The 24278-nt window shown below is 70.1% G+C and carries 19 protein-coding genes; 13 read left to right on the top strand and 6 right to left on the bottom strand.

All coding sequences use genetic code 11. The features are described from left to right. Positions 1-19 precede the first annotated feature (19 nt). Genes AC1RGU_RS24140 through AC1RGU_RS24125 form a run of 4 tightly spaced genes read left to right on the top strand, consistent with a single transcriptional unit; the run spans position 20 to position 7734 of the window. Entirely contained in the window at positions 20-4183 is a 4164-nt protein-coding gene (locus tag AC1RGU_RS24140) for a YhdP family protein (RefSeq protein ID WP_492698416.1), read from the top strand. Further along, entirely contained in the window at positions 4180-4998 is an 819-nt protein-coding gene (locus tag AC1RGU_RS24135) for a carbon-nitrogen hydrolase family protein (protein ID WP_095747289.1), read from the top strand. The genes AC1RGU_RS24140 and AC1RGU_RS24135 overlap by 4 nt, the downstream gene beginning before the upstream one ends. 2 nt (positions 4999-5000) lie before the next feature. Further along, positions 5001-7058: a sensor histidine kinase gene (locus AC1RGU_RS24130; protein ID WP_492698414.1), complete on the top strand. Its 2058-nt coding sequence runs from the start codon at positions 5001-5003 to the stop codon at positions 7056-7058. A 49-nt stretch (positions 7059-7107) separates the two neighbouring features. Further along, entirely contained in the window at positions 7108-7734 is a 627-nt protein-coding gene (locus tag AC1RGU_RS24125; protein WP_062480799.1) for a response regulator transcription factor, read from the top strand. A gap of 20 nt (positions 7735-7754) precedes the next feature. Here the strand turns inward: AC1RGU_RS24125 and AC1RGU_RS24120 are convergent, their stop codons facing one another. The 5 genes from AC1RGU_RS24120 to AC1RGU_RS24100 all read right to left on the bottom strand — a co-directional run bounded on the left by AC1RGU_RS24120 (position 7755) and on the right by AC1RGU_RS24100 (position 11084). Further along, a complete protein-coding gene (locus AC1RGU_RS24120; RefSeq protein ID WP_159279179.1) occupies positions 7755-8234 on the bottom strand; it encodes a 2,4'-dihydroxyacetophenone dioxygenase family protein in 480 nt (159 codons plus the stop codon). 137 nt (positions 8235-8371) lie between these two features. Then, positions 8372-9298 (bottom strand): helix-turn-helix domain-containing protein, encoded by a 927-nt coding sequence (locus AC1RGU_RS24115; RefSeq protein WP_492698412.1) that lies wholly within the window; start codon positions 9296-9298, stop codon positions 8372-8374. 136 nt (positions 9299-9434) lie between these two features. After that, positions 9435-9992, bottom strand: a complete 558-nt coding sequence (locus tag AC1RGU_RS24110; protein WP_062480792.1) for an OmpA family protein — start codon at positions 9990-9992, stop codon at positions 9435-9437. Positions 9993-10077: 85 nt separating this feature from the next. Then, a complete protein-coding gene (locus AC1RGU_RS24105; protein ID WP_062480790.1) occupies positions 10078-10737 on the bottom strand; it encodes a YiaD family glycine zipper/OmpA-like lipoprotein in 660 nt (219 codons plus the stop codon). Between the two features lie 197 nt (positions 10738-10934). Next, on the bottom strand, positions 10935-11084 hold the full coding sequence (locus tag AC1RGU_RS24100) for a hypothetical protein (protein ID WP_167395077.1): 150 nt from the start codon (positions 11082-11084) through the stop codon (positions 10935-10937). On the opposite strand from AC1RGU_RS24100, the gene mltA reads away from it, so the two are divergent. Both mltA and AC1RGU_RS24090 read left to right on the top strand, forming a co-directional pair. After that, positions 11083-12231: a murein transglycosylase A gene (gene mltA, locus AC1RGU_RS24095; RefSeq protein WP_062480787.1), complete on the top strand. Its 1149-nt coding sequence runs from the start codon at positions 11083-11085 to the stop codon at positions 12229-12231. The two genes, AC1RGU_RS24100 and mltA, sit on opposite strands and share 2 nt — an antisense overlap. Before the next feature lie 161 nt (positions 12232-12392). Further along, entirely contained in the window at positions 12393-14648 is a 2256-nt protein-coding gene (locus AC1RGU_RS24090; RefSeq protein ID WP_492698409.1) for a PhoX family protein, read from the top strand. A gap of 119 nt (positions 14649-14767) precedes the next feature. Here AC1RGU_RS24090 and AC1RGU_RS24085 read toward each other — a convergent pair whose 3' ends face one another. Continuing rightward, positions 14768-15241, bottom strand: coding sequence for an Lrp/AsnC family transcriptional regulator (locus AC1RGU_RS24085; RefSeq protein WP_062480783.1), 474 nt, complete (start codon positions 15239-15241; stop codon positions 14768-14770). Positions 15242-15346: 105 nt separating this feature from the next. Between AC1RGU_RS24085 and mdeB the strand changes: the two genes are divergently transcribed. From mdeB to AC1RGU_RS24050, 7 genes are all read left to right on the top strand, one after another. Next, complete coding sequence (gene mdeB, locus AC1RGU_RS24080) at positions 15347-18007, top strand: alpha-ketoglutarate dehydrogenase (protein ID WP_492698406.1); 2661 nt, start codon at positions 15347-15349, stop codon at positions 18005-18007. Positions 18008-18081: 74 nt separating this feature from the next. Beyond that, positions 18082-18858 carry a FadR/GntR family transcriptional regulator gene (locus tag AC1RGU_RS24075; protein WP_070063260.1) on the top strand — a complete coding sequence of 259 codons (777 nt, stop codon included), beginning with the start codon at positions 18082-18084 and terminating at the stop codon, positions 18856-18858. Positions 18859-19015: 157 nt separating this feature from the next. After that, entirely contained in the window at positions 19016-20341 is a 1326-nt protein-coding gene (locus AC1RGU_RS24070) for an MFS transporter (protein ID WP_487847631.1), read from the top strand. A gap of 16 nt (positions 20342-20357) precedes the next feature. Next, entirely contained in the window at positions 20358-21278 is a 921-nt protein-coding gene (ltnD, locus tag AC1RGU_RS24065) for an L-threonate dehydrogenase (RefSeq protein ID WP_492698404.1), read from the top strand. A gap of 43 nt (positions 21279-21321) precedes the next feature. Next, the gene (gene denD, locus AC1RGU_RS24060; protein ID WP_492698402.1) at positions 21322-22335 is read left to right on the top strand and encodes a D-erythronate dehydrogenase; all 1014 of its coding nucleotides are present in this window, start codon (positions 21322-21324) and stop codon (positions 22333-22335) included. 3 nt (positions 22336-22338) lie between these two features. Then, positions 22339-23610, top strand: coding sequence for a 3-oxo-tetronate kinase (gene otnK, locus AC1RGU_RS24055; RefSeq protein ID WP_492698400.1), 1272 nt, complete (start codon positions 22339-22341; stop codon positions 23608-23610). Then, positions 23607-24272 (top strand): class II aldolase/adducin family protein, encoded by a 666-nt coding sequence (locus tag AC1RGU_RS24050; RefSeq protein WP_492682193.1) that lies wholly within the window; start codon positions 23607-23609, stop codon positions 24270-24272. The genes otnK and AC1RGU_RS24050 overlap by 4 nt, the downstream gene beginning before the upstream one ends. Positions 24273-24278: the final 6 nt, after the last annotated feature.

Below are 24278 nucleotides of genomic sequence, written 5' to 3'. Positions count from 1 at the left end.
CGACACAGCGCGATCCTCAATGAACGACACGGCGTCTTCCCCTTCACGTCTGCTCCAAATCACCGCTGTGACAGCGCGCTGGCTATTGGGTCTGCTCTTCGCTGCGTGGCTTCTGCTGGCACTGTCAGTCGTGGTCCTGCACGCGTGGATTGTGCCGCGAATCGGCGATTTTCGCGGTGCACTCGAGGCGCAGGCTAGCAAGGCCATCGGTGTCCCGGTGCGCATCGGCGCCATCACCGCCCGTTCCGAAGGGCTATTTCCGGCCTTCGAATTGCGCGACGTGGTGCTGCAGGACGCAGACCAGCGCGAGGCCCTTCGCCTCGTGCGGGTGGTGGCGAGCGTGTCGCCGCGGTCGCTGTGGCGCCTGAATTTCGAGCAGCTCTATATCGAGGGCCCGCAGCTCGACGTGCGCCGCGACACTCAGGGAAAACTCCATGTGGCTGGATTGCACATGGAGACCGACACGACCGGAGAAACCCGCGCCGCCGACTGGTTTTTCGCGCAGCGCGAGTTCGTCATCGAAGGCGGCACCGTGCGCTGGACTGACGAGCAGCGCCGCGCCGAGCCGCTGCTGCTGACCGACGTGCGCTTCGTGTCCCGCAACGGCGCGCGCCGCCACGGCCTGCGGCTGGACGCCACGCCGCCGGCCGGCTGGGGCGAACGCTTCACGCTGCGCGGCCAGTTCCGCCAGCCGCTGCTGTCGATCCGCAGCGGCCACTGGCAGACCTGGGACGGCCAGCTCTACGCCGACCTGCCCTACATCGACGTCACGCGCCTGGGCCAGTACGTCTCGCTCGACGCGCGCATCCGCGAAGGCAACGGCGCGCTGCGCCTGTGGGCCGACGTGGACGACGGGCGCATCGTCGGCGGCGTCGCCGACCTGGGGCTGAACCGCATCGACGCTTCGCTCGGCAAGGGGCTGCAGCCGCTGGTGCTGCGCGCCGTCACCGGCCGGCTGGCGGGGCAGATGAACGCGGACACCTTCGAGTTCTCGACCACCGCGCTGCAGTTCGACACCGTCGACGGCCTGCGCTGGCCGGGCGGCAACCTGTGGCTGCAGCACACGCCGGCCAAGGGCCGCACGCCCGAGCACGGCGCGCTGAAGGCCGACCGGCTCGACCTCGCGGCGCTGGCCCTCATCGCCGACCGCCTGCCGCTGGGCGAGGCCACCCACCGCGTGCTGGGTGCCTATGCGCCGCGCGGCCTGGTCGAGCGCATCGACATGAACTGGCAGGGCGCGCCCGACGCGATCGCGCGCTACCAGGCCAAGGGCCGGGTCAGCGGCCTGCGCGTGGCCTCGCAGCCGGCGCCTGCAGTCACCGCCCCGACCACCCCGGCACCGGCCGGCGCCCCCGCCGCGCCGCCGCGCGTGCACCCCGGCACCCCCGGCCTCAGCGGCGCCACGCTCGACTTCGACGCCAGCCACACCGGCGGCACCGCCACGCTGGCCATGGCCAAGGGCACGCTCGAATTCCCCGGCGTGTTCGAAGACCCGGTGATCCCCATCGACCGGCTCTCGACCCAGCTGCAGTGGAAGCTCGACAACGGCGCCATGCAGGTGCAGGTGTCGAAGCTGCGCTTCGCCAACGCCGACGCCGAGGGCGAGGCCGAAGCCCACTGGCGCACCAGCGACCCGGCCACCTCGAGCAGCCGCGCGCAGCACCCCGGCGTGCTCGACCTGCAGGGCAAGCTCACGCGCGCCGACGGCACCCGCGTGTTCCGCTACCTGCCGCTCGACATTCCGCAGCACACGCGCGACTACGTGCGCGAGTCGGTCGTCAAGGGCACCGCCAGCACGGTCGATTTCCGCGTGCGCGGCGACCTGCACGACATGCCCTTCATGGACCCGAAGCAGGGCGAGTTCCGCATCGCGGCCAAGGTGTCGGACGTGCACTACGCCTACGTGCCGCCCTCGCTCGCGGCCGCCACCGCCGCGCCCGCGACCCCGGCGTCGCGCACCGGCCCGCCCGCCGCGCCGCCGCCCGTGTGGCCGGCGCTCACCGGCGTGTCGGGCGAGCTGGTGTTCGAGCGCGCGGGCATGCTGGTGCGCAACGCGCGCGGGCGCATCGCGGGCGCGCCCGGCGTCGAGGTCACGAAGGCCGAGGCGCAGATCGCCGACATGTCGCACCACGCCGCGCTGCTGCGCGTCGATGCGCAGGCCAAGGGCCCGCTGGGCGAGGTGCTGCGCGCCGGCGCACCGCTGGCTGGCGAGGCCGGGCCCTTCCTGCAGCGCGCGCGTGCCACCGGCTCGGCCGACTACAAGCTGCGCCTCGACCTGCCGCTGGAAAACGTCGACAACACCAAGGTGCAGGCCACCGTGACGCTGGCCGACAACGAGCTGCAGGTGGTGCCCGAGGCGCCGCCGTTCACGCAGGCGCGCGGCACGCTCAGCTTCACCGACACCGGCTTCTCGCTGGCCGGCGTGCAGGCCCGCCTGCTGGGCGGCGAGGTGCGCGTCGAGGGCAAGGGCCGCTTCAGCGGGCCGCAGCGCGAACTGGCGCTGAAGGCGCAGGGCACGGCCAGCGCCGAAGGCTTGCGCGGCGCGCGCGAGGTCGACTGGCTCGCGCGCCTGGCCAAGCACGCCACCGGCAGCACGCCCTACGCCGCCACCTTCTCGATGCGCGACGACACGCCCGAGTTCTCGCTCACCAGCAGCCTGCAGGGGCTGGCGCTGGCGCTGCCCACGCCGCTGGTCAAGACGGCCGAAGAGCTGATGCCGCTGCGCATCGAGAAGAAGGTGCTGGCGCGCGACGCCCGCCGCGCCACGCAGGACCAGCTGACGCTCGAGCTCGGCCGCGTCGGCTCGGTGCAGTACGTGCGCGAGCTGTCGGCCAACGGCCAGGCGCACGTGCTGCGCGGCGGCATCGGCATCGGGCTGGCGCCCGGCGAGACGGCGTTGCCGCCCGATCGCGGCGTGTTCGCCAACGTCAACGTCGCCAAGCTCGACATGGGCGCCTGGCAGACGCTGGTGGGCACCGCCGCGGTGGTCGGCGGCGGCGAGCGCGCCGACGATCCCGACCTGGCCTACCTGCCCACGCGCATCGCGGTGCGCGCGCAGCAGCTGGGCATCGCGGGGCGCACCCTGCACAACGTGGTGCTCGGCGGCACGCGCGAAGGCGCGCTGTGGCGCGCCAATGTCGACGCCTCCGAACTGAGCGGCTACGCCGAGTACAGCCACAGCCAGGCCGGCCGGCTCTATGCGCGGCTCGCGCGCCTGAAGATCGCGCCGGCCGAGGCCACGCAGGTCGAGACCCTGCTCGACGAGCAACCCGGCACCCTGCCGGCGCTGGACATCGTGGTCGACGACTTCGAGCTGCTCGGCAAGCGCCTGGGCCGCGCCGAGATCGACGCCGTCAACCGCGGCGGGCGCGAGTGGCTGCTCAACAAGCTCGCCTTCAGCGTGCCCGAAGCCACCTTCACCGCCAAGGGCACCTGGGCCGCACCGGCGGGCGGCGGCGCAAGCGCCGGCCAGCGCCGCACCACGGCCATGAACTTCAAGCTCGACATCGCCGACGCCGGCGACCTGCTCACGCGCTTCGGCATGCCGGGCGTCTTGCGCCGCGGCAAAGGGCGGCTCGAAGGCGAGGTGAACTGGCGCGGTTCGCCGTTCTCGCTCGACTACCCCAGCCTGGGCGGCCAGCTGCAGGTCGACGTGGAGCAGGGCCAGTTCCTCAAGGCCGACCCGGGCCTGGCCAAGCTGCTGGGCGTGCTGAGCCTGCAGGCGCTGCCGCGCCGGCTCACGCTCGATTTCCGCGACGTGTTCAGCCAGGGCTTCGCCTTCGACTTCATCCGCGGCGACGCCAAGATCAACAAGGGCATCGCCAGCACCAACAACCTGCAGATGAAGGGCGTGAACGCCGCCGCGCTCATGGACGGCTCGGCCGACATCGTGCGCGAGACGCAGAACCTGCGCGTGGTGGTGGTGCCCGAGATCAACGCCGGCACGGCCGCGCTGGTGGCCACGGCCATCAACCCGGCCATCGGCCTGGGCACCTTCCTCGCGCAGTGGGTGCTGAGCAAGCCGCTGGCCGCGGCCGCCACGCAGGAGTTCCACGTCGAAGGCACCTGGGCCGACCCCAAGATCGCCAAGGTGCCGCGCTCGCTGCAGCTGCTGCCCGGCCTGCCGGGTGGATCGACATCCACGGGCGCCAGCGAAGGCAAGAAAACGGAGACCACGCAATGAAAGTCGCAGCCATCCAGATGGTGTCCGCCATCGCCCGCGAAGCCAACCTCGTGCGCGCCCATGCGCTGCTCGGGCAGGCGGCGCGCGACGGCGCCGAGCTCGCGGTGCTGCCCGAGTATTTCTGCATGATGGGCGCGCGCGACACCGACAAGCTCGGCCTGCGCGAAACCGCCGGCGCCGGCACGGTGCAGGGCTTCCTGGCCGACGCGGCGCGCGAGTTCGGCTTGTGGATCGTGGGCGGCACGCTGCCCATCGAAAGCGACGACGCCGACCACGTCTTCAACAGCTCGCTGGCCTTCTCGCCCGAAGGCAAGTGCGTGGCGCGCTACGACAAGATCCACCTGTTCTTCTTCGACAACGGCACCGAGCGCTACGACGAGCGCCGCGTCATCGCGCCGGGCGCGCAGCCCGTGGTGTTCGAGCTGCCTTCGCGCGACGGCCACGCCTGGCGCGTGGGCATGAGCGTGTGCTACGACCTGCGCTTTCCCGAGTTGTACCGCGCGCTGGCGGGGCAGGGCGCCGACCTGCTGCTGGTGCCCAGCGCCTTCACGCGCACGACAGGCGCCGCCCACTGGGAGGTGCTGCTGCGCGCGCGCGCCATCGAGAACCTGGCCTGGGTGGTCGCGCCCGCGCAGGGCGGCACGCACGAGAACGGCCGCCAGACCTGGGGCCAGTCGCTGGTCATCGACCCCTGGGGCACGGTGGTCGCGCAGCAGGCCGCCGAAGAGGGCGTGGTGCTGTTCGACCTCGACGCCCGGCAGGTCGAGCGCACGCGCGCCCAGCTGCCCGCGCTGTCGCACCGCGTGCTCGCCTGACGATGGCCGACGAGGCGCTCGAGGTTTCCGCACCGCCGCAGCGCCGGGCCTGGGTCGTCGCCTTCGCGCGCCTGCGCTCGCTGTGGAAGCGCTGGTTCCTCTGGCTGCTGCTGGCGGTGCTGGTGTCGGCGCTGCTGGTCACCGTCGTGTGGCTGGCCGGTCGGCACGAGGTCGAGCAGGTGCAGGCCGCGCTCGAGCGCGACACCGCCGACGCCGTCGTCGACCTGCGCAGCGGCCTGCAGCGCAACGCCCAGAGCCTGCGCGCCACGCTCGCGCCGGGCATGGAGCGCACGCACTGGGCCGACCGCGCGGCGGCGCAGTTGCGCGAGCACCGCGAATGGCTGAGGCTCGAATGGCGCGATGCGCAGCTGCAACCCATCGAAGCCGTGAACACGCCCTACCGTACGCGCATCCTCGAGGAGAGCAACCGCGGCCCCGCGCAGGCCGACGTGGCGCAGGCCTGCGCCACCGCGCGCAAGGCCGGCGCGCCCGCCTACTCGCCCAGTCACTACGTGCCCGTGGCCGGCGGCGGCGGCGTCGAGGTGATGGAGCTGTGCCTGCCGATGGACGCCGGCGACTACCTGGTGGCCAGCTATTCGCTGCGCGACACGCTGGTCGAGCTGGTCGGCCCCACGCTCACGCGCGGCCAGGAGGTCGCCTTCACCGAGGCCGACGGCACGCGGCTGGTGGCGCTGGGCACCTCGCGGCGCATCGGCACGCGCGTGTTCACCTCGCAGCAGCGCATCGACCTGCCGGGCGCCTCGCTCATGCTGCGCGTGGACGGCTGGCGCGCCGCGCCCGACCTGTTCCCGAACATGCTCACGGCGCTGGTCACGGCGATCTCGATCGCGCTCGTGTCGGTGCTCGTGCTGCTGGCGCGCGACACCCGCCGCCGCCTGCGCGCCGAACGCGACCTGGCCGACGCGCTGGCCTTTCGCAAGGCGATGGAAGACTCGGTCATCACCGGCCTGCGCGCGCGCGACCTGCAGGGGCGCATCACCTACGTCAACCCGGCCTTCTGCGAGATGGTCGGCTTCACGCCCGAAGAGCTCATGGCCGACAGCGTCGAGGCGCCGTACTGGCCGACCGAGCTGGCGCACGAGTACCACCTGCGCCAGACGCGCCGCTTCGCGGGCGGCCTGCCGCCGCGCGAGGGCTTCGAGTCGGTCTTCATGCGCAAGGACGGCACGCGCTTTCCGGTGCTCATCTTCGAGGCGCCGCTGATCAACGCGCACAAGGTGCAGACCGGCTGGATGAGCGCCTTCATCGACGTGAGCGAGCAGCGCCGCGTCGAGGAACTCTCGCGCGCCAGCCAGGAGCGCCTGCAGGCCAGCGCGCGCCTGGCCACCGTGGGCGAGATGGCCTCGCTGCTGAGCCACGAGCTCACCCAGCCGCTGGCCGCCATCGCCAGCTACGCCACCGGCTCGCTCAACCTGATCGGGCCCGAGGCGCGCGGCGAGCAGGCCGAGGTGGCCATGGCCGTGAAGCGCATCGCCGAGCAGGCCGACCGCGCGGGCCAGGTGATCCGCAGCGTGCACGACTTCGTGCGCCGGCGCGACCGCATGCGCGAGGCCGTGGCGCCGCAGGCGCTGATCGACGCCGTGCTGCCGCTGGTGCGGCTGCAGGCGCGCAAGCTCGACGTGACGATCGAGATCGTGTGCGAAGAGCGCCTGCCCGCCGTGGTGTGCGACCGCACGCTGGTCGAGCAGGTGCTGTTGAACCTGGCGCGCAATGCCATGCAGGCCATGGACGGCGCCGACCACACGCCCGGCAGCCGCGTGCTGCGCCTGCGCGTGGCGCGTGCCCTGCCGGTGGGCGCCACCGTGCCGGCCGACGGCCGCCGCTGGCTCGAGTTCTCCGTGGCCGACCTGGGCTGCGGCATCAGCGAGGAAGTGGCGGCGCGCCTGTTCACGCCCTTCTTCACCACGCGCCCCGACGGCATGGGCCTGGGCCTGAGCCTGTGCCGCACCGTGGTGGAGCAGCATGGCGGCGCGCTGATGTTCGAGCCCAACCGCCCCCGGGGCACCGTCTTCAGGTTTACGCTCCCGGCTGCGGGATAGCCGCCTTTTTCTTCTTCTTCGTTTTCTCTGTTCCGCTGGACCTCATGGCATGCAACCGCTGATCGATGGCTTGATCTTTATCGTGGACGACGACGCCAGCGTGCGCGAGGCGCTGGCCTGGCTGCTGCGTTCGCGCCGCCTGGCCAGCGAGCACTTCGGCAGCGCCGAGGCCTTCGAGCAGTACCTGGACGAGGCGCCGCTGCCCGATCAGCCGCGCTGCCTGCTGCTGGACGTGCGCATGCCCGGCATGAGCGGGCTGGTGCTGTTCGACCGGCTGGCTGAACGCGGCCTGCTGGCCGAGATGCCGGTGATCTTCCTGACCGGCCATGCCGACGTGCCCACCGCCGTCGAGGCGGTCAAGCGCGGCGCCTTCGACTTCTGCGAGAAGCCGTTCTCGGACAACGCGCTGGTCGACCGCATCGAGCAGGCGCTGGGCATGTCGCAGCGCGCGCTCGAGGTGCAGCGCGTGCGCCGCGGCCTGGCCGACCGCATCGCCGAGCTGACCGACCGCGAGCGCGACGTGATGCGGCTCGTGGTCGAGGGCCTGCCGAACAAGCTCATCGCCGACCAGCTCGCGATCAGCGTGCGCACGGTGGAGGTCCACCGGGCGCGCGTGTTCGAGAAGATGGAAGTGAAGTCGGCGGTGGAGCTGGCCAACCGCCTGCGGGATCTCTAGCCCGCACCGCAGGCCGGGCCTCAGCTGTGCACGTGCTGCGCCGCGCCGTCGCGCGTGGCCATCTCCAGCATGCTGCGGCCGTCGACGATGCCGACGACGTTGCCGTCCTCGCCCAGCCCGGCAATGGCGCCCTCGAACACGCAGAACAGCACGCAGCCGCCGTCGGAGCGCGGCTGGTGGATGTCGCCGGCGGGCTCGTGCATGTAGTCGCCCGGGCGGCCGATGTCGTTGCGCTCGTAATAGATGTCGCCCTCGAGCACGATCACCTCGATGGCGCCCAGGTGGTGGTGGACCGGCGCCTCGGTGCCGGGATCGACCTTCAGCAGGCAGGTGAAACCGCCGCTGCGCCGGTTGATGCTCAGCAGCTTGTAGGCCACGCCGGGCATGACCCACGGCTTCCATGGATAGTTGTCGAGCTTCTGGAAATGCGGGTACGGCAGCGTGATGCGCGCGTGGGCGGCGCTGGCGGGCGGCGTGGCTTTCAGGGCGGTCAGGGTCATGGTGTCTCCGTGGGTGATGCGGCCGGGATCGGCCTGCGAAGCCAGTCTAGGAGCGGCTTCTCACGCCATGGCCTGTTGGCCCGAACGAAGCACGGGATGTCGAAAGTGGCGCGCTTTTGCGCAAGTTGCAGCGCGGTTCAGCGCATGCGGCGATAGGTGCTTGGCGCCACGCCGACGAACGCACGGAAGCGCGTCGAGAAGTACGCGGCGCTGCCAAAGCCCATGCGCGCGGCCACGGCTTCCACGGGCAGGTCGCTGGTGCGCAGCAGTTCGGCGGCGCCTTCCAGGCGGCGGCGCAGCAGGTACTGGTAGGGCGCCATGCCGCTGGCCGCCTTGAAGCTGCGGATGAAGTGGTCCTGCGACAGGTGCACCAACGCTGCCAGGTCGGCCAGCCCCAGCGGCGTGGCCAGGTGCGCGTCGATGTGCTCGGTCACCCGGCGCAGCTGCCGCGGCGTCAGGACCGGCTGCCGGCGCGTGCCCTCCGCGCGCGGCGGCGCACCGCGCCCCGGGGCGCAGTGGCGCCGCACGAGGTGATGCGCCAGCAGGTGCTGGCTTTGTGAGAGCAGCAGCGAATCGGGGCTCGCGGGCACGCTGCCGTACAGCTCCACCTCGCTCACCAGCATCTGGAAGAAGCCTTGCAGCCACGGGTCGCGGATCGCGAAGAAGGGGTCGATCTCCGCCGCCGGCCCGAGGCCTTCCTCGGCGGCGACGCGCGCGATCAGCGCCTGCCCGATGTACAGGTGCACCACGCCGCAGCGCCCGCCGATCTCCCATTCGGTGCCGTCGCAGGGGATGAAGCTCACGCTGCCCAGCCGCGAGCGCGAGGCGACGAGCTTGCCGCGTTCGTACTTGCGCACCGCCGTGCTGCCGTTCTCGTGCAGCACCAGCACGTGGTGCGCCGCGCCGTGGAAGGGCAGCCAGCACGCGTCCTGCTGCCAGCGGGCGGCGAACAGCTGGTCGCCGCCGGTCACGAGGTACTGCGGTTGCGCGCCGGTGCCCGCGGCGATGATGTCCGGGGCAAAGCGGGATGCGACGCTCGATGGGGCCGGCGCGATGGCGTTCATCGGAGTTTCCTCTCGTGTCCGCCCGGCACGCGGTGCGCGCGCCGCGTGCAGGCCGCGCGATGTTAGGGCCGGCGGTGCCGTGCCCTCATGCGGGATTTCCTCACGGTGCCGCGCGACGTGCGCGCAGCACCTGGGCTCAGATCTTCTCGGCGACGAAGATTTCGACGCGGCGGTTCTGCGCGCGGCCGGCGGCCGTGCCGTTGTCCGCCAGCGGCTCGCGCGAGCCGCGGCCGTCGGTGGTGATCACGGTGGTCGACACGCCGCGGCCCACCAGGTGGTTGCGCACGCTGTCGGCGCGACTCACCGAGAGGCGCTCGTTGCCTTCCTCGCTGCCCGTGCTGTCGGTGTGGCCGACCACGCGCAGGCTGGCGGTGGTGGCGCTCTTCAGGCCTTCGGCGACCTTGTCCAGCACCTGCGCGAGGTTGCGCTTGACGTTGGCGCGGCCGGTGTCGAACGAGAGTTCATTCGGAATCACGACGTGAAGCTGGTTGTCGGCGGTCTGCGAGATCACCACGCCGGTGCCCTTGGTGGAGCTTTCGAGCTCGGCCTTCAGCGCGTCCAGTCGGGCGGTCCAGCTGTTGGCCGGTGCGGCCTGCTGTGCGGCCGGTGCTTCGGCCGGCGGGGTCGACGATGCGCACCCCGCGATGAACAACACAGCGGCCAGGGCCGCGCTAGACACAACAAACTTCCTCATGAATTTTCCCTCTGCTTGGACCAATGAAAACTGAAGCGGGAACCGGCCGTTCGATAGGGCGGCCGGTTTCCCGGTGGGGCTGCGATCAGCCGCGCTGTGCGCGCTCGCCCACGTAGATCTCGACGCGGCGGTTCTGTGCCCGGCCGGCGTCGCTGTTGTTGTCGGCCACCGGCTCATGCGAGCCGCGGCCTTCGATGCGGAAGGCCGCAGCGCTCACGCCGCGTGCCACCAGGTAGTCGCGCGTGCTGGCGGCGCGGTCCACCGACAGCGGGTTGTTGATGGCGTCGGAGCCGGTGCTGTCGGTGTGGCCGATGATGCGCACCTCGGCGTTCGGGTTGTTGCGCAGGCCGTTGGCGAACTGGTCGAGCACGGGCGCGAAGTTCGACTTGATGTTGGAGCGGCCCACGTCGAACGACACGTCGCTCGGAATGGCGAGCTTGAGCTCGTTGTTCGCCGTCTGCGTCACGGCCACGCCGGTGCCCTGCGTGGCGGCTTCCATCTGGCGTTTCTGGTTTTCCATGCGCTGCGACCACAGGTAGCCGCCCAGTGCGCCGGCCGCCGCACCGACCACCGCGCCCGTGCCGATGGCACCGCGGTTGCCGCCGGTGGCCGAGCCGATGGCCGCGCCGCCGAGCGCGCCGATGCCGGCACCGATGCCGGTGTTGCGCTGGGTGTCGGTCATTCCGCCGGCACAGCCGGACAGGACGAGGGCAGCTGCGGTGGTTGCAAGAACGAACTTTTTCATGGCGATCCCTTTCAAGGTTGAATCAAGCGGGCCACAGCTTAGCCCCCGGCGGGTATGCGATGGTACGTGCTCAAAGCCCTACGGAAAATAAGAAAACTTTCGCCATCGCCCGTGAATGCTGCGATGATTGCTACTAAAGTTGTAGCAATAGGGTGCTTGTCCGACAGTGGGCCGCGCCGTGTGGCTACACGAGCAATTCACACTTTGGGCGGCGAATCCTTGTCCTCACGCTCGGCGTCGGGGTCGTCATGCAATTCACCCTTGTTACGCCCGGAAAACATGGTCCACCAGATGATCAAGATCAGGACGAGTCCCGCGGCGAGGGCTTCAAGCAGAATCAAACCCATGAGAAATGGACTCCAGTGGCTGGTCGGGCTTGCGATCGTAGCAACGCTTGCCGGCTGTTCCCTCGGCCCCCGCGCCCCCGACACCCCCACCCGACCCACCGTCACCCCGCCGCGCGACCTCGGTCCGCTGACCGGATCGCTCGCGCATCCGAAAAGCCGCTGGGTGCCCGTGGGCTGGTCCGAACTGCCGGGCTTCAGCGAAGACCCGCTGCATGAGGCGTGGATCGCGCTGCTGGCCAATTGCGCACGCCCCAACGCCGCCTTCGCGCCGCTGTGCCGCGAGGTGCGCCAGCTGGCCATCGCCACGCCCGAGGAGCAGCGCCGCTGGATGACCGACCGGCTGCAGCCCTACCGCGTCGAATCGCTCGCGGGCCAGAGCGAAGGCAAGCTCACCAGCTACTACGAGCCCGTGTACGAGGCCTCGCGCGTGCCTTCGGCCGGCTTCAGCGTGCCGCTGTACCAGGCGCCCGACGGCCTCGTGCCCAAGCGCCCCTGGTTCACGCGCCAGGAGATCGAGACCCTGCCCGAGGCCCAGGCCGCGCTGCGCGGTCGCGAGATCGCCTGGATGGCCGACCCCATCGACGCGCTGATGCTGCACATCCAGGGTTCGGGTCGGCTGCGCATCACCGAGGCCAACGGCTACCAGCACACGGTGCGCGTGGCCTACGCGGCCACCAACGAGCAGCCGTATCGCAGCGTGCAGCAGTGGCTCATGAGCCAGGGCGTCGCCAAGGTCGGCAAGTGGCCCGACGACACCAAGGCCTGGGTGGCGCAGAACCCGCAGCGCGTGTCGCAGCTGCTGTGGAGCAATCCGCGCTACGTGTTCTTCCGCGAAGAGACCATGAGCGAACTCGACGCCGCCTTCGGTCCGCGCGGCGCGCAGGGCGTGCCGCTGACGGCGGGGCGCTCCATCGCGGTCGATCGTGAGAGCATTCCCTACGGCACGCCGGTGTGGCTCGCATCGAACGGCCCGACTGCGCAATTGCAGAAGCTGGTGGTGGCGCAGGACACCGGCAGCGCCATCCTGGGCGCCGTGCGCGCCGACTACTTCGCCGGCACCGGCGCGGAGGCCGGCCGGCTGGCGGCGAGCGTGAACCAGCCGCTGCGGTTGTGGGCGTTGTGGCCGAGGCAACTGCCGGCGCCCTGAGGGGCGCAGCGTCCGCGCTGCAATGTGTGGCGCGGGCGTGAAGGTTTTTTGACGAAATCTCGCCGTACCCCAACCAACGGCCGAGCGTTTCACAGGCATGTCATGCGAAGTGCCTAACTTCGCGGGCTGGTTTCAATCCCAACCCACGAAAGATATTGCGCATGACCGCAAACACCCGCACGGACGCCCACGGCGTCGATCTCGACGATGTCGGCACCAACCCGACCGCGAACCCGTCCTTCACCGACCTGATCGCGTCGCGCCTGAGCCGCCGCCATCTGTTCGGGCTGGGCGTCGGCACCGCCGGCACCGCGCTGCTGCAGGCCTGCGGCGGCGGCAGCGGTGGCGGCTCCGCGTTCCCGATCCTTCCGCCCGCACCGGCTCCCGCGCCGGCGCCGGCTCCCGTCCCGGCCCCCTCGCCGATGAAGCTGGGCTTCAATGCCGTCGCGAAGAGCCTCGACGACGTGGTCACTGTGCCCGCCGGCTACACCGCCAGCGTGCTCTACCGCCTGGGCGATCCGATCGCCGCCGGCGTGGCCGCGTACAAGAACGACGGCACCGACGATCCGGTCACCTACGATCGTCGTGCCGGCGACCACCACGACGGCATGACCTTCTTCGGCATGAACGCGAGCAACAAGTGGGACGCGGCCAACCCTTCGCGCGGTCTGCTGGTGATGAACCATGAAGCCATCACGCCGCTGTTTCTGCATCCCAAGGGGCAGACCATCTCCGGTACCGCTGTGGCTGCGGTTCGCACCAGCACTGACGAAGTGCTGCGCGAGTTCTACCTGCACGGCGTGAGCGTGATCGAGGTCAACAAGAGCGGCAACGCCTGGAGCTACAAGCAGGATTCGAGCTTGAACCGCCGCGTCCACACGCTGACGGAAATGACCTTCTCGGGCCCGGCCGCCAAGACCGACTACCTGAAGACCAAGTACTCGACCGACGGCAGCAAGACCCGCGGCACGCTCAACAACTGCGCCAACGGCACCACGCCCTGGGGCACGTACCTGACCTGCGAAGAGAACTGGGCGGGCTACTTCCGCCGCATCACGGCCAACGACGATGCCAAGCGCAGCGTCAAGGAGCTGGCTTCCTTCAAGCGCTACGGTATCGGATCGAAAAACTCCAACGGTGTCGACACCGCGACGGGGCGTGAACTGTGGGCCACGCCAACGCCTGACACCAGCGATGACCTCTACGGCCGCTGGAACACCGAGGTCCTTGGCGCCTCCGCCGTTGCCGACTACCGCAACGGCCACAACACCTACGGCTGGGTGGTCGAGATCGATCCGTTCAACCCGACGAGCACGCCGAAGAAGCGCACCGCCCTCGGCCGCTTCGGCCACGAAGGTGCCTGCCTCGGCCCGGTCGTGGCCGGCAAGCCGCTGGTCTGGTACATGGGCGACGACTCGCGCAACGAGTACATCTACAAGTTCGTCTCTACCAAGAACTGGGACGCGGCCGACATCGGCGGCGGCATCGCCGCGGGCGACAAGTACATGGATGACGGCCGCCTCTACGTGGCCAAGTTCAACGCCGACGGCACGGGCGTGTGGCTCGAGTTGAAGCTCGGCGTGAACGGCATCACCTCCAGCAATTCGACCTACGCCTTCGCCGATGCCGCCGACGTCGTGACCAACGCCCGCCTGGCCGCCGACGCCGCGGGCGCGACCAAGATGGACCGCCCCGAGTGGGCCGCCGTCAATCCGAAGACCGGCGATGTCTACGTGACGCTGACCAACACCAATGCCAGCGCGCGCCCGATCGGCAGCACCGACGCGGCCAACCCTCGCTTCTACAACGACAAGAAGGGCGCGGCCGACCAGAAGGGCAACCCCAACGGTCACATCGTGCGCTTTGCGGACGACAACGCCGACCCGACCTCGCTGAGCTTCAAGTGGGACGTGTACCTCTTTGGCGCGCGCTCGACGGCCTCGGCCGACGTCAATCTCTCGCAGCTCACGGCCGACAACGACCTGTCCAGCCCCGATGGCATGTGGTTCAGCCAGGCCGCGCCCGGCCTGCTGTGGCTCGAGACCGACGACGGCGCCTACACCGACGTCACCAACTGCATGCTGCTGGCGGCTCTGCCTGGCAAGGTGGGCGACGGCGGCGCGAAGGCGATCACCAACGTCGACGGCGCCACCACCCGCACGCAGAACACCTTCGTGGGCAAGGCGCCCGGCACGGATGGTCTGCGCCGTTTTCTGGTCGGTCCGAAGGACTGCGAGATCACCGGCATCGCCGAATCGGGCGACGGTCGCGCGCTGTTCGTGAACATTCAGCACCCCGGTGAAGACACGAAAGATGTCGCGGTGCCGAACAGCCACTGGCCGGACGGCGGCACGTCCCGCCCGCGCTCGGCCACCGTGGTCATCACCAAGAACGACGGCGGCCTGATCGGCCTGTAAACGCCCTCAACCCCCTTCGGGAAACACCGTGGAGCCGGCTTCGCCGGGCCACAGGTGTTGCCCCCGGCGAGGGGGTTGGCGCAGCGACACGAAGTGCGCGAAGCCTGGGGGAGTACCCGTTACAACGGCGCTGCTGGCAACGGCAGCGCCGTCTTGTATCTGACCTGCTTGAGCGCAAAGCTCGAGCGGATCTTCTCGATCCCCGGAATCGGCGTGAGCTGCTCCATGATGAAGCGCTCCAGCGCCGCCATGTCGGCCACGGCGATGCGGATCAGGTAGTCGCTGTCGCCGGTCATCAGGTAGCACTCCATCACCTCGTCGTGCTCGGCGATGCGCTGCTCGAAGTCGGCCAGCGACTGCTTGCTCTGCGTGGTCAGGCTGATCGAGATGAACACGTTGAGCCCCAGGCCCAGCGCCTTGGCGTTCGCGAGCGCCACGTAGCGGTCGATCACGCCGCTGGTCTCCAGCACCTTCACGCGCGCCAGGCAGGGCGAGGGCGACAGGTGCACGCGGCGCGCCAGTTCGACGTTCGACAGCGCGCCGTCGCGTTGCAGCTCGTCGAGAATGCGCAGGTCGATGGCATCGAGTTCCATGAAATTCCGCAAAACTGTTGAATGACGGCATTTTATGCTTCCGAATAGCCATGAAATCAGAGGTGCCGGTAGCTAATTTTCCTCGAGGCGGCTTAAAGTGCTGGCATGAATGCCCCGATCTCCGCCGACCAGATGCGCGCCCTGTTGCTCGACACGCCGCCGTCGCACGACCCCGACCCCGAAGAGACCGCCGAATGGCGCGACGCCTTCCTGGCGCTGGCGCAGACGCAAGGTCCGCAGCGCGCGCGCCAGATGCTGGCCGAGCTGGCGCGCCTGGCGCGGCAGCAGCGCATCGGCTGGCAGCCCGAACTGGCCACGCCGTACGTCAACACCATCGCCGCGGCCGACCAGCCGCCGTTCCCGGGTGACCTCGCGGTAGAAGAAAAGCTCGCCTCGCTCATGCGCTGGAACGCGCTCGCCATGGTGGCCAAGGCCAACCAGGCGTACGGCGAACTCGGCGGCCACATCGCCAGCTACGCGAGCGCGGCCGACCTGTTCGAGACCGGGTTCAACCACTTCTTCCATGCGCGCAGCCCGGCGCACCGCGGCGACCTCGTGTTCTTCCAGCCGCACAGCGCGCCCGGCGTGTATGCGCGGGCCTACCTCGAAGGCCGCCTGAGCGAAGAAGACCTGAACCACTACCGCCAGGAACTCACCGCCCCGGCCTTCACCGACGGCAGCGGCGCGCGCGGGCTGTGCAGCTACCCGCACCCGTACCTGATGCCGGACTTCTGGCAGTTCCCCACCGGCTCGATGGGCATCGGGCCGATCAGCTCGATCTACCACGCGCGCTTCATGCGCTACCTCACGCACCGCAACCTGCTGAACTGCGAAGGCCGCAAGGTCTGGGGCGTGTTCGGCGACGGCGAGATGGACGAGCCCGAATCGATGAGCGCGCTGACGCTCGCGGCGCGCGAAAAGCTCGACAACCTCGTGTGGGTCGTCAACTGCAACCTGCAGCGCCTCGATGGCCCGGTGCGCGGCAACGGCCGCATCATCGACGAGCTCGAAAAGCTCTTCGCCGGGGCAGGATGGAACGTCGTCAAGCTCGTGTGGGGCAGCGACTGGGACGGCCTGTTCGCGCAGGACGTGAGCGGCGCGCTCGCGCGCGTGTTCGCCGAGACCGTCGACGGCCAGATGCAGACCTTCGCCGCCAAGGACGGCCGCTTCAACCGCGACAACTTCTTCGGCCAGAACCCCGAGCTCGCGCGCCTGGCCGAAGGCATGACCGACGAGCAGATCGACCGCCTGAAGCGCGGCGGCCACGACCTCGTGAAGATCCATGCCGCGTACGCCGCCGCTGCCGCCCACAAGGGCCAGCCCACCGTGATCCTCGCCCACACGAAGAAGGGCTATGGCATGGGCAGCGCCGCGCAGGGCAAGATGACCACGCACTCGCACAAGAAGATGGGCGACGTCGACCTCATCGAGTTCCGCGACCGCTTCAACCTGCCGCTCACCGACGCGCAGGCCACCGCGATGGACTTCTACCGCCCGGCCGAAGACAGCGCCGAAATGCGCTACCTGCGCCAGCACCGCGAAGCGCTCGGCGGCGCCATGCCGCGCCGCGAGACCGCCTGCGACGTCGTGCCCAAGCCCGACATCGCGGCCTACGCGCAGTTCGCCACGGCCGCCGCGGGCAAGGAGATGAGCACCACCATGGCCTTCGTGCGCATGCTGGGCAACCTCATGAAGGACAAGGCCCTGGGCCCGCGCATCGTGCCCATCGTGGCCGACGAGGCGCGCACCTTCGGCATGGCCAACCTGTTCAAGCAGGTCGGCATCTACTCGAGCGTGGGCCAGCGCTATGCGCCGGAAGACATCGGCTCGGTGCTGAGCTACCGCGAAGCCACCGACGGCCAGATCCTCGAAGAGGGCATCAGCGAAGCCGGCGCCATCGCCAGCTGGACGGCCGCGGCCACCAGCTACAGCGTGCATGGCCTGGCGATGCTGCCGTTCTACATCTACTACTCGATGTTCGGCTTCCAGCGCGTGGGCGACGCCATCTGGGCGGCGGCCGACCAGCGCGCTCGCGGCTTTTTGCTGGGCGCCACGTCGGGGCGCACCACCCTCGGCGGCGAAGGCCTGCAGCACCAGGACGGCAGCAGCCACCTCGTGGCCGCGACGATTCCCAACTGCAAGGCCTACGACCCGGCCTTCGCGGGCGAGATGGCGGTCATCGTCGACGCGGGCATCCGCGAGATGATGGTCGAGCAGCAGGACGTGTTCTATTACGTCACGCTCATGAACGAGAACTACGCGCAGCCCGACCTGCCGGCGGGTGCCGAGGCCGACATCCTGCGCGGCTGCTACCGCTTCGGCACGTATGCGCCGGCATCGGGCAAGGCGAAGCAAAGCGTCACGCTGCTGGGTTCGGGCGCGATCCTCACCGAGGTCATCAAGGCCGCGCAGCTGCTGGCCGACGAAGGCATCGCGGCCGAGGTGTTCAGCGTCACGAGCTGGAGCGAACTCGCGCGCGATGGCCAGGCCTGCGAGCAGCGCGCGCTGGCCGGCGAGAAGAACGCCGGCACGCCCTTCGTCGCGCAGCAGCTCGGCAAAGGCGGCAAGGCCCCGATCGTCGCCGCCACCGACTACGTGCGCGCTTTGCCTGAGAGCGTGCGTGCCTTCCTGCCCGAAGGCCGCCGCTACCTCACGCTGGGCACCGACGGCTTCGGTCGCAGCGACACGCGCGCCGCGCTGCGCGGTTTCTTCGGCGTGGACGCGGCGAGCATCGCGCGGGCCGCGCGGCACGCGCTCGGCGCCTGACGCCAGCGCGGCCATGCGGCGTGACGGTGCGGTGCCTGCGTTAGAGTCGCAGGCCCCACCGCCTTCCCGCGCCCATGACCGCCCGTTTCCAGTCCCTCGCTCCCGCCGTCCGCCTGGCCGACCAGGTGGCGGAAGCGCTCGTGGCCGAGGTGCGCAGCGGGCGCTTGTCGGAAGGCGACCGGCTGCCCACCGAGACCGCCTTGGCCACCCAGTTCGGCGTGAGCCGCACGGTGGTGCGCGAGGCGGTGTCGCGGCTGAAGTCGCTCGGACTGGTCGATTCGCGCCAGGGCAGCGGCGTGTACGTGCGCGCTGCCGGCGTGGAACCGCTGCGCTTCGAGATGCCGCACGTGGCCTCGCGCGAAGCGGTGGTGCAGATGGTCGAGCTGCGCCGCGCGCTCGAGGCCGAGGTGGCCGCGCTTGCGGCCGAGCGCCGCACGCCCGAGGACATGCTGCGCATCCGCGACGCCATCGATGCGCTGCACGCGGCGGTGTCGATGGGCGGCAACGGGGCTGACGAGGACGTGCGCTTTCACCGCGCCATCGCCGAGGCCGCGCGCAACCCCTTCCTGATCGGCACGCTGCAGTACCTGCGGCAGTTCCTGCATGGCGCCACCCGCGTCACGCGCGCCAACGAGGCGCGCCGTGCCGACTTCGTGCGCGAAGTGGCGCAGGAACATGCGCGCATCGTCGAGGCCATCGACGCCGGCGACCCGCTGGCCGCGCGCGAAGCTGCCAAGGCCCACATGGACAACGCCATCCGCCGCATCGAGCAGGCCGACCCGGCCTTCTGGCAGCAGGAAGGCGCCCAGCTCGCCCGACCCCTGGTCGAAGGCTGGCCGGCAGGCAAGTAAGCCCACGCTTACGGTTTTCTGAAGAGGGCAGAATGTGCGGGTTATCCCGTATCCGGGAGCTTGTCTTAAATTTGTATGATGACCTGACAAGTAAGGGGCCGCCGCGCCGCAAGGTGACGGGACGGCCCCGTTTTTTCATCCAGCGGACTCCCTCCCAATGACTTCCACCCTCCAGGCCGGCGCGCCCCTCGCGGCTGACGCGCCCGACGCCGCGCTCGAAAAACGCGCCTACGCCAAGGTGTTCTGGCGCCTCGTGCCCTTCCTGATGCTGTGCTACGTGGTCGCGTACCTCGACCGCGTGAACGTCGGCTTCGCCAAGCTGCAGATGGGCGCGGACCTCGGCTTCAGCGAAACCGTGTTCGGCCTCGGTGCCGGCATCTTCTTCCTGGGCTACTTCCTGTTCGAAGTGCCCAGCAACCTGCTGCTCAACCGCGTGGGCGCACGCGTGTGGATCGCGCGGATCATGATCACCTGGGGCCTGCTGTCGGCCTGCTTCGTGTTCGTGGAAACGCCGACCAGCTTCTACATCCTGCGCTTCCTGCTCGGCGTGGCCGAGGCGGGCTTCTACCCCGGCGTGATCCTGTACCTGACGCATTGGTACCCGTCGCACCGGCGCGCGCGGATCATCGCGGTGTTCATGTCGGCGATTCCCGTGGCGGGCATCTTCGGCAACCCGCTGTCGGGCTGGATCATGGACGCCTTCCACGGCGTATCGGCCATGCACGGCTGGCAGTGGATGTTCATCATCGAAGCCATTCCCGCCGTGCTGGTGGGCGTGATGGTGCTGTTCTACCTGGACAACGGCATCAAGCACGCGCGCTGGCTCTCGCCCGAAGAGAAGCAGCTGCTGCAGCGCGAGGTCGATCGCGACCAGGCGCACGGCGCCAAGGGCCCGCACTCGGTGGGCGCGATGTTCCGCGACGCGCGCGTGTGGTGGATGGCGCTCATCTACTTCGCCTTCGTCATGGGCCAGTATGCGCTGACCTTCTGGCTGCCCACGCTGGTGAAGGCCACGGGTGTGCAGGGCAACTTCAACATCGGCCTGCTCAGCGCCATTCCGTTCCTGTGCGCGATCGTCGCGATGAACCTGTTCGGGCGCAGCGCCGACGCGCGCCGCGAACGCCGCTGGCACCTGATCATCCCCGCGATGATGGGCGCCGTGGGCTTCACCGTGGCCGCTTCGTACACGCAGAACACGGTCGTGTCGCTGACCTTCCTGTCGCTCGCCGCGGCCGGCGTGCTCACCTGCGCGCCGCTGTTCTGGTCGCTGCCCACCGCCTTCCTCTCGGGCACGGCGGCAGCCGCCGGCATCGCGGTCATCAACTCGGTGGGCAACCTCGCGGGCTTCGTGAGCCCGTACCTCATCGGCTACCTGAAGGACCTCACGGGCAGCACGCAGATCGGCATGTACGTGCTGGCCGGCGCGCTGGTGCTCGGCGCCATCGGCGTGTGGCTCACCCCGAAGCAACTCGTCAATCGCTGATCGAAGGACGCACGACATGACTTCTTCTTCCAACAACACCCCCGTCGTCGGCCTCGTGGGCCTGGGCGCCATGGGCAGCGGCATGGCGCAATCGCTGCGCCGCGCGGGCCATGCGCCGCATGTGTTCGACGTGCGCCCCGGCGTCGCCGAAGCCTTCGCGCGCGAAGGCGGCACCGCCTGCGACACGCTGGCCGCGCTCGGCGCGCAGTGCGACATCGTGGTCAGCGTGGTCGTCAACGCGGCGCAGACCGAGTCGGTGCTGTTCGGCGACGGCACCACGCCCGGCTGCGCGGCGTCGATGAAGCCCGGCAGCCTGTTCGTGATGTGCTCCACCGTCGACCCGAACTGGTCGGTGGCGCTCGAGGCGCGCCTGGCGCAGCAGGGCATCCTGTACCTCGACGCGCCGATCTCCGGCGGCGCCGCCAAGGCCGCGAGCGGCCAGATGACGATGATGACCGCCGGCACCCCCGCGGCGTATGAGAAGGCCGGCGCCATGCTCGACGCGATGGCCGCCAAGGTCTACCGCCTGGGCGATTCGGCCGGCGCGGGCAGCAAGGTGAAGGTCATCAACCAGCTGCTGGCCGGCGTGCACATCGCCGCCGCGGCCGAGGCCATGGCACTGGGCCTGCGCGAGGGCGTGAACCCCGATGCGCTGTACGAGGTCATCACCCACAGCGCCGGCAACAGCTGGATGTTCGAGAACCGCATGGCCCACGTGCTGGCGGGCGACTACACGCCGCTGTCGGCCGTCGACATCTTCGTGAAGGACCTGGGCCTGGTGCTCGACGTGGCGCGCGCGAGCAAGTTTCCGCTGCCGCTGTCGTCCACCGCGCACCAGATGTTCATGCAGGCCTCCACGGCCGGCTTCGCGCGCGAAGACGACAGCGCGGTCATCAAGATCTTCCCGGGCATCGAACTGCCCGCCGGGAAAAAATAGCATTGGGCCTCTGCGCTCCACCGACCCAGGAAAGACACACACCATGAACGTTCTCATCACCGGCGGCTGCGGCTTCCTCGGCGCCCGCCTCGCCCGCACCCTGCTCGCCGGCGGCCCGCTCGCACTGGCCGGCGGCCAGCCTCAAGACATCGCACGCATCACGCTCGCCGACCGCGTGCCGCCGCCCGCCGACCTCGCAGCCGACGCCCGCGTGCAGTTCGTGCAGGGCGACCTGTACGAACAGGCTGCCAACGGCGCATTGCCGCTGGCCGACACCGACGCCGTGTTCCACCTCGCCGCCGCCGTGAGCGGCGAGTGCGAGGCCGACTTCGACCTTGGCATGCGCAGCAACCTGGACACCACGCGCGCCCTGCTCGACGCCTGCCGCAGCGCGGGCCATGCGCCCGTGTTCGTGTTCTCCAGCTCCGTCGCCGTGTTCGGCGATTCGCCCGAGCAGCGCCTGCCCGCGGTGATCGAGGACACCACGCTGCCCACGCCGCAGAACAGCTACGGCATCCAGAAATTCATCGGCGAGCAACTGGTGGCCGACTACACGCGCAAGGGCTTCGTGCAGGGCCGCAACGTGCGGCTCATGACGGTGTCGGTGCGCCCGGGCCGCCCGAACGGCGCGGCCTCCAGCTTCCTGAGCGGCATGCTGCGCGAGCCGCTGGCCGGCGTGCGCGCACGCTGCCCCGTGGCGCCCGAGACGCCGGTCGCGCTGGCCTCGCCCGGCAACACCGTCGCCGGCATCGTGCGCGCGGCCACCGCCGGCGCAGCCGAATGGGGCGCGCGCACCGCGGTCAACCTGCCCGCGCTGACCACCACCGTGCGCGAGATGGCGCAGGCGCTCGAGCGCATCGCCGGCACCGAAGCCACCGCCCTCATCGACTGGGAGCCCGACGCCGCCATCGCGAAGATCGTCACCAGCTGGCCCAGCCGCATCCACGCGGCGCGCGCCGAGGCGCTGGGCCTGAAGGCCGACGCCAGCTTCGACGCCATCCTGCGCGACTACGTGCGCGAGAACGCGCAGGCGGTCACGCTGGCGCTGAAGGGCTGAGCGATGGCGAAGCTCGTGCTCGGCTGCATCGCCGACGACTTCACCGGCGCCACCGACCTGGCCAACAACCTCGTGCGCGCCGGCATGCGCGTGGTGCAGACCATCGGCGTGCCCGCCGCCCCGCTCGATGCCGACGTGGATGCCGTGGTGGTCGCGCTCAAGTCGCGCACCATCGCGCCGGCCGAGGCCATCGCGCAGTCGCTCGATGCGCTGCGCTGGCTGCAGGCGCAGGGCGCGCAGCAGATCTACTTCAAGTACTGCTCGACCTTCGACAGCACGGCCCAAGGCAACATCGGCCCCGTGACCGAGGCGCTGATGGACGCGCTGGGCTGCGACTTCACCATCGCCACGCCCGCCTTCCCCGACAACAAGCGCACCGTGTTCAAGGGCTACCTGTTCGCGGGCGACGTGCTGCTCAACGAGAGCGGCATGCAGAACCATCCGCTCACGCCGATGACCGACCCCAACCTCGTGCGCGTGCTGCAGGCGCAGTGCACGCGCAAGGTGGGGCTCATCGACCACGCGGTGGTCGCACGCGGCGCAGCGGCCATCGAAGAACGCATCGCGCAGCTGAAGGCCGAGGGCGTGTCGATCGCCATCGTCGATGCCGTGTCGAACGACGACCTGCTGCGCATGGGTCCGGCGCTCGCGAAGCTGCCGCTGCTCACGGCGGGCTCGGGCGTGGCCATCGGCCTGCCGGCCAACTTCGGCCTCGCGCCGTCGTCGCAGGCCAGCGCATTGCCGAAGGCCGGCGGCAAGACGGCGGTGGTGTCGGGCAGCTGCTCGCTCGCCACCAACCGGCAGGTGCTCGACTTCATCCAGCGCGGCGGCGCGGCCATGGCCATCGATCCGCTGCGCATCGCGGCGGGCGTGGACGTGGCCGCCGAAGTGTTGGCCTGGGCCGCACCGCTGATCGACCAAGGCCCTGTGCTCGTCTACTCGACCGCCGAAGCCGGCGCCGTGAAGTCGGTGCAGGGGCGGCTCGGCGTGGAAGAAGCCGGCGCCATGGTCGAACGCACCATCGCCGCCATTGCGCGCGGCCTGGTCGAGCGCGGCGTGCACCAGTTGGTGGTGGCCGGCGGCGAAACCTCGGGCGCCTGCGTGCAGGCGCTGGGCATCGCGCAGATGCAGATCGGTCCGCAGATCGACCCCGGCGTGCCGTGGTGCCATGCGCGCTGCGACGCGGCGCCCGAAGCCGGGCTGCACATCACGCTGAAGTCGGGCAACTTCGGCAGCGACGATTTCTTCACCAAAGCTTTTACAGTGCTCGCATGACCGAGAACGAAGCCCGCGACGAAATCTGCCGTGTCGGCCGCAGCCTGTTCGAGCGCGGCTATGTGCACGCCACGGCCGGCAACATCAGCGTGCGGCTGGACGACGGTTTCCTCATCACGCCGACCGACGCCTGCCTGGGTTTTCTCGACCCCGCGCGGCTCGCACGGCTCGATGCCCAAGGCCAGCAGACCGGCGGCGACCGTGCCAGCAAGACCATCGCGCTGCACACGCGCATCTACGCCGCCGCGCGCGGCTTCGATGCCGCCACGGCCTGCGTGATCCACACGCACAGCACGCACTGCGTGGCCCTGACCCTGGGCAACCCGCAAGCCGAACTGCTGCCCGCGCTCACGCCCTACTTCGTGATGAAGGTCGGCCATGTGCCGGTCATCCCGTACCACCGCCCCGGTGCGCCCGAGGCGGCCGAGCAGGTGGCGCAGACCATCGCGCGCTACGGCGCGGCCGGCACGCCGATCCGCGCGGCGATGCTCGCGCGCCTGGGCCCCAACGTCTGGCACGAGACGCCGGCCGCCGCGATGGCCGTGCTCGAAGAGCTGGAAGAAACCGCCCGTCTGCAGCTGCTCACGCAGGCCACCCGGCCCGCACCGCTCACCCCCGACCAGATCGATGAACTGCGCCGCACTTTCGGTGCGCGCTGGTAGTACAAA

The organism is Variovorax sp. GW823-FHT02B07 (assembly GCF_058797695.1).
Note: the sequence above shows the minus strand (reverse complement) of the source record. Positions and strands in the feature narration are given on the sequence as shown.

Excerpts from the sequence above, each read along its gene's own strand:
- AC1RGU_RS24140 (WP_492698416.1), top strand. The coding sequence starts at position 20 with ATGAACGACACGGCGTCTTCCCCTTCACGTCTGCTCCAAATCACCGCT.
- AC1RGU_RS24135 (WP_095747289.1), top strand. The coding sequence starts at position 4,180 with ATGAAAGTCGCAGCCATCCAGATGGTGTCCGCCATCGCCCGCGAAGCC.
- AC1RGU_RS24130 (WP_492698414.1), top strand. The coding sequence starts at position 5,001 with ATGGCCGACGAGGCGCTCGAGGTTTCCGCACCGCCGCAGCGCCGGGCC.
- AC1RGU_RS24125 (WP_062480799.1), top strand. The coding sequence starts at position 7,108 with ATGCAACCGCTGATCGATGGCTTGATCTTTATCGTGGACGACGACGCC.
- AC1RGU_RS24120 (WP_159279179.1), bottom strand. The coding sequence starts at position 8,234 with ATGACCCTGACCGCCCTGAAAGCCACGCCGCCCGCCAGCGCCGCCCAC.
- AC1RGU_RS24115 (WP_492698412.1), bottom strand. The coding sequence starts at position 9,298 with ATGAACGCCATCGCGCCGGCCCCATCGAGCGTCGCATCCCGCTTTGCC.
- AC1RGU_RS24110 (WP_062480792.1), bottom strand. The coding sequence starts at position 9,992 with ATGAGGAAGTTTGTTGTGTCTAGCGCGGCCCTGGCCGCTGTGTTGTTC.
- AC1RGU_RS24105 (WP_062480790.1), bottom strand. The coding sequence starts at position 10,737 with ATGAAAAAGTTCGTTCTTGCAACCACCGCAGCTGCCCTCGTCCTGTCC.
- mltA (WP_062480787.1), top strand. The coding sequence starts at position 11,083 with ATGAGAAATGGACTCCAGTGGCTGGTCGGGCTTGCGATCGTAGCAACG.
- AC1RGU_RS24100 (WP_167395077.1), bottom strand. The coding sequence starts at position 11,084 with ATGGGTTTGATTCTGCTTGAAGCCCTCGCCGCGGGACTCGTCCTGATC.
- AC1RGU_RS24090 (WP_492698409.1), top strand. The coding sequence starts at position 12,393 with ATGACCGCAAACACCCGCACGGACGCCCACGGCGTCGATCTCGACGAT.
- AC1RGU_RS24085 (WP_062480783.1), bottom strand. The coding sequence starts at position 15,241 with ATGGAACTCGATGCCATCGACCTGCGCATTCTCGACGAGCTGCAACGC.
- mdeB (WP_492698406.1), top strand. The coding sequence starts at position 15,347 with ATGAATGCCCCGATCTCCGCCGACCAGATGCGCGCCCTGTTGCTCGAC.
- AC1RGU_RS24075 (WP_070063260.1), top strand. The coding sequence starts at position 18,082 with ATGACCGCCCGTTTCCAGTCCCTCGCTCCCGCCGTCCGCCTGGCCGAC.
- AC1RGU_RS24070 (WP_487847631.1), top strand. The coding sequence starts at position 19,016 with ATGACTTCCACCCTCCAGGCCGGCGCGCCCCTCGCGGCTGACGCGCCC.
- ltnD (WP_492698404.1), top strand. The coding sequence starts at position 20,358 with ATGACTTCTTCTTCCAACAACACCCCCGTCGTCGGCCTCGTGGGCCTG.
- denD (WP_492698402.1), top strand. The coding sequence starts at position 21,322 with ATGAACGTTCTCATCACCGGCGGCTGCGGCTTCCTCGGCGCCCGCCTC.
- otnK (WP_492698400.1), top strand. The coding sequence starts at position 22,339 with ATGGCGAAGCTCGTGCTCGGCTGCATCGCCGACGACTTCACCGGCGCC.
- AC1RGU_RS24050 (WP_492682193.1), top strand. The coding sequence starts at position 23,607 with ATGACCGAGAACGAAGCCCGCGACGAAATCTGCCGTGTCGGCCGCAGC.